Here is a 4,733-nt window from a genome sequence, read left to right on the forward strand (position 1 = left end):
GCAGCCGTGCAGCCGTGCAGCCGTGCAGCCGTCGGTCTGTCGGTTCGTGTGGGTCAGCCGCCTTGGCCGGCGCTGCCGATCGGGCCGACGTTGATCGGGGAGCCGGCGCCGTCGATGACCGGCACGGTGGGGGTGCCGGGCCAGCGCAGGGTGATGGTCTTGGTCTCTCCGGGCGGGGTGACCTGCAGGCCCGTGACGTCGACGCCGTAGTCGCCGGTGGCGCCGCTGGGATAGGTGACGCCGAAGGACACCGACGTGTCGCTCTTGAGGACGAACGGGTCGGCCGGGGCGCCGACGCGCTTCGCCGACAGGGGCCCCTTGGCGGTCTGGAGGTCGACGCCCGCGAATCCGGACATCGTGCAGTTGTGGCCGATGTTCTTGAACGTCACCGCGACGGTGAGTTCGTTGTCCCCGCCGATGGTGGCGTCCTGCGCGGTGGTCCTGAGGTCGTCGGTGCGGCACTTGCCGATCGAGCCGTTGTCGCCGGCGCCCCCGCCTCCGGAGGTCGTGCCCTGTCCGCCGGAGCTCTTCCCCGCGGAATCCTTGCCGGCGGAGTCCTTGCCGGCCGAGCCCTTCCCCGAGGAGACCTTCCCGGCGGGTTCGATCCCGCTACCGCCTCCGCTGCCTCCCGCGTTGCCTGTCGCGTTGCCGCCTCCGTTGCCGCCGGTGGTCGACGCCCCGGGCGGGGCGGCCGGCGGGGCGACCGGCGAAGAACCCTGCGCGGCCCCCGAGTTCGAGTTCGAGTCCGTGCCCTGGCACGCCGTCGTCAACATCGCGCCGCCGAGGACGGCCGTGGAGACGAGGAGGGCGGTGCGACGGTTGCGGAACATGAACGACTCCTTGGTATCCGGTGGTTGGGACCGAAACCCTCTCGGCCCCTCGGTGTCTGCTCAACCACTATGGCCAGGCCGCCGGCCCGGGCGACACCCGAGTCGTCGCACCACGACACCGCTGTCGCAGACCGGTGACATGGTCACGAGAAGGAACGAGAACCACCCCCTCCCGCCGCGCCCAACACCCCGACAACACCGCGTCTTCCCTGGTCACAGCCACCACAGGTCGCCCCGAACGACAGCGTTACAACAACAGCCCCGCCCGCCGGCAACCCCACCGCCGTCCCCATCCACGGCTGGGCAACACGCCGCCCCGCCATCCCTGTCCCGCTCGACTGTCGGCCCGACGATGGCCGGGCGGGACACGGATCCCCGGACATACCGGCAGTGCAACACCGTCGACAACCTCGGCATCCCGAGTTGCTCGCGACCCAAAACCGGCCCATATCACGGCTGTTACCGTCTGCGGATGCCAAACGACTCGCTGTTTCGGCTTGTTGCGTCGAACGGACAGGATGTCGTGGGTCCGCGCGGCGAATCCTCGACCGGAGACGTCCGCATCGGCGTATACGGCTCGGTCCTACGCCGGTTTCATCGTGCCGCCGCCGGTGCCGGGCCGAAGGCGTCGGCAAGGCTGGTCAGAACCGAGCCGGACCAACTGCTCTCCCCGAACACACCGACCGGCACGGCGAACACGCCCCACTCGCGCCGGAGCGTCTCCACTGGGATCTCAACCGGGAAGAAGTAGTTGCCGGGACAAGTCCGGCTCGCCGGGGGAATCGCCTTGAGTACTTCCTCCGGCAACCGGTCGAACAACCGCTCGGCCCGTGCGGCCAGTTCGTCGACGACCTGCCGGGGCACGTCGCTGTGCTCGGTCAACAGACGGTCGGCGAGCCTCAGTTGTGCCGACGTCGGCGGATCCGCCCGGAACGCTTCGGCCAACTCGGCTTGCGCCGGGCCCAGCAGGGCCACGCCGAAGGTGCGCGGCCACAGCCATCCCTTGGTGACCGAATGCAGCAGGACCGCACAACCGGTGTCCAGCAATCGCCGTGTGCCGGCAGCGAACGGGGCCCCCAGGTCGTAGACGCTGTCGATCAGCAGGCGGCGGCGCGGTGATACCCGCAACCACGAGATCACCTCGGCGCACTCGGCATCGGACAGGTATCGGCCGAGCGGCTTGCTGGGATTGGCGAGCAGCAGGTATTCGGGCCGGTGGTCCGCCGGCGAGCTCGGCAGGTCCGGCGCCGGCAGCGTCGGATAGGACGCGGGCGCCAGGCCCGCAGCGCGGGCCAGCTCGTGGTAGACCGGGTACACGTCGCTGGGCAACCACAGCCGCGCTTGCACGGCGCGCAGCCGGCGGAACACCACGCCGAGCCCGTGACGGACCCCTCGACAGATCATGGCATGGCCGGACCACTCCTCCGGCAGCTCGAAGCGCCGCAGCCAGGCACGCGCGAGATCGCACCGGTGCACCGTACTCGTGTCGCTCGGCGGGCCCGGTCGCATCGGAGCAAGTGCCCGGTACACATTGGTCTCGGCTGCGTCCAGAAGCGACGAGGAGGCACCGAGTTGCCGCTGCCGGAATTCCTGGAACTCGTCGAACCTCATGCCGTTGCGCCTTCCGGCACGATTTCACTGGCCCGGTCTTCCAGGGAGGCGTAGCAGCGTCCGTCGGCCATGACGTTCCAGCTGCGTGCGATCCCGTTGGTGCGCTCCCACAGCAGGCTGGGTTCGGTGTAGGCGGCGATCCGCATCGGCCGCCCGTCCCAGCTGCCGTGGTAGACCGGCGCGCCCCAGGGCAGGCGGCTCGCCGGTTCGAGGCCGTGCTGCTCGGCGAACCGGGTGACGACGGACAGCGAAACCTGGTGCTCTCGGCTCCAGACGTTGGCGGCGCGGTCGAAGTAGAGCGACTCGGTGCTGGTGGATACGTAGAGCTCTTTGAAGCACACTTCCTCGACACCGAGAGCCGCGGCCCACGAAAGGTAGTCGGCGACTCCGGCCGCGTCGGCGACACCGCCGCGCTGGAGCACGCAGATCAGTCTCATCCGCAGCCCGGGCCGCCGGTCACGTCCCTCGCGCCAGGTGTCGATTACCGAGCTCACCGGCGTGCGCAGCATCATCAACCGCTCGCTGACGGTGTCGTCGTGGTGGTGCCGGGACACTGCCAGCACGCTCAGGCCTGCGGTGCTCAGGTCCGCGAGGCGGCCGGCCCGATCGGCATGCGTGCCCTTGGCCAGGGTGTGCGCGTTGGTGATCAGGACGACCTTCGGAAAAACCGCCGAGCAGGCGGACACCAGTCGCAGCTGCTGTTCGAACGGTATGAGCGTGGGCTCCCCTCCGCCGGTGATCACTGCCCGCTCGGCACCCGCCGCACGGGCACGCTCCAGCCAGTGGGCGACCGCGTCCCACGGGACCCGTGCCGGCGCTTGGTCGCTGGAGATCGAAGCCGAGGAGAAGCAGAACGAGCACCGGGCCTGGCAGGCGGAGGCGACCGGAAGAAGCGACACCGAGCGCGGTCGCGTGTCGGCGTAGCGACGCTGTGCCGATCCCTGCAGGTGCAGGGAGGCCGCCATCGCATCCTCGACGGTTGTCGGGCGCAGAGTGAACTCGTCGCCGACTTGGTCGAGTTCGTGGATCGCCGACAACCGGATGCGAGCCTCGTGCAATTCCGTGCCGAGGCCGGTCGACACGCTGGGCACCAACTTGTCGGGGTCCACCGTGGTTTCCAGCACGAGCAGCCGATCGCCCGGAATGGCCAGACGATCCAGCAGGCGTCGCGCCTTGCCGATGCCGATCGCCAACTCCGCACGAGTCAGCAGGTGAAACCGGTCGGGATAGGTACTCTCCGGAATCCCCGCCTTACCGTAGGCGAACGCGTACTTGTCGAAGCCCTTCGCGAAGTTCGACAGCACGATGATGTGGAAGCGCTGGTCGCTCTGGTTCATCCCGTCATCATGCATGAGCGGGCCTCGGCCGACATGGGCGGAACTGCTGGGAGGCGAACGCGCTGCCCCGATCCGATCCGCCGTCATCGACACGCCCCGCCCTGTCGCGGCGGTCCGGGAACGGCGTCTCGGCCCGTCTCGGCCCGTGTAGCAGCGCGCCGTCGCGCTATTCCGTATCACCGGACGGCGGCGCCGCGAACGATCCTGTCTGCCGAAGTGAGGACCGACGGACGACCGGGTGGGGTGCTGTGCTCCCTGTCTTCCGGACAGCAGCGTGTCCGGGCGGCCTGTCCGAACTGCCCGTCCGGGCTACCAATCCGGGCGGCCAAGTCCGAGTTGCCCACCCGAGCCGTCCGTCCGAGCCGCCCGTCAGCCCCAGGCAACCGCCGGGGCCTGCAATTCCGCGGCGAACCCCGCCCGCCAGGAGGCGTGCCACGGGCGCCAGTCGAGCGCCGTCTTCGCGCGGGAGTTGTCGGCGCCGCGCAGCCGGGTCGTCCACGCGACACCTATGTCGCCGATCACCGGACGGGCCAGCGCCGCCGGGATTCGACGCGGCTTCCGGGCACCGAGGATCTCGGCAAGCACGGGCAGCCATACGTGCATGGGCGCCGGCTCGTCGTCGACCACGTTCAGCGCACCGGACGCGTCCTTGTCCAGGGCCGCGACCACCGCCGTCGCCGCGTCGTGCGCGTGGGTGAACGAGTAGGTCGCCGTTCCCCCTCCGATCAGCGGCGTCCGGCCCGCCCGGACTTGGCGGACGAACGAACCGTCGGCCGCGTAGATCGACCCGGGGCCGTACAGGTGCCCGAACCGCAGTACGACCCCGCCGACTTCGGCGGTGCGCTGCTCCAAGTCGCGCAGTGCGACGAGGTGCGGCGCGAATCGAGCGGGCGGCGCCGCCCACCACGGGGTGTCCTCGTCGGCGTTGTCGGGGCCCGGTTCGTAGGCGTAGGCG

General features: G+C 70.1%; 4 protein-coding genes. All 4 read right to left on the reverse strand.

All coding sequences use genetic code 11. The features are described from left to right. Window positions 1-53: 53 nt before the first annotated feature. Window positions 54-830, reverse strand: a complete 777-nt coding sequence (locus GT354_RS09875; protein WP_161355894.1) for a DUF4232 domain-containing protein — start codon at window positions 828-830, stop codon at window positions 54-56. Between the two features lie 594 nt (window positions 831-1,424). Next, complete coding sequence (locus tag GT354_RS09880; protein ID WP_161355895.1) at window positions 1,425-2,441, reverse strand: aminotransferase class I/II-fold pyridoxal phosphate-dependent enzyme; 1,017 nt, start codon at window positions 2,439-2,441, stop codon at window positions 1,425-1,427. Then, on the reverse strand, window positions 2,438-3,778 hold the full coding sequence (locus tag GT354_RS09885; RefSeq protein ID WP_237534567.1) for a radical SAM protein: 1,341 nt from the start codon (window positions 3,776-3,778) through the stop codon (window positions 2,438-2,440). Before GT354_RS09885 ends, GT354_RS09880 begins: the two co-directional genes overlap by 4 nt. A gap of 369 nt (window positions 3,779-4,147) precedes the next feature. After that, window positions 4,148-4,733, reverse strand: a 586-nt coding sequence (locus GT354_RS09890) for an NAD(P)-dependent oxidoreductase (protein ID WP_161355897.1), incomplete at its 5' end; no start/stop codon positions are given.

It is taken from the genome of Streptomyces sp. SID3343 (assembly GCF_009865215.1).
Taxonomy (GTDB): Bacteria; Actinomycetota; Actinomycetes; order Streptomycetales; family Streptomycetaceae; genus Embleya.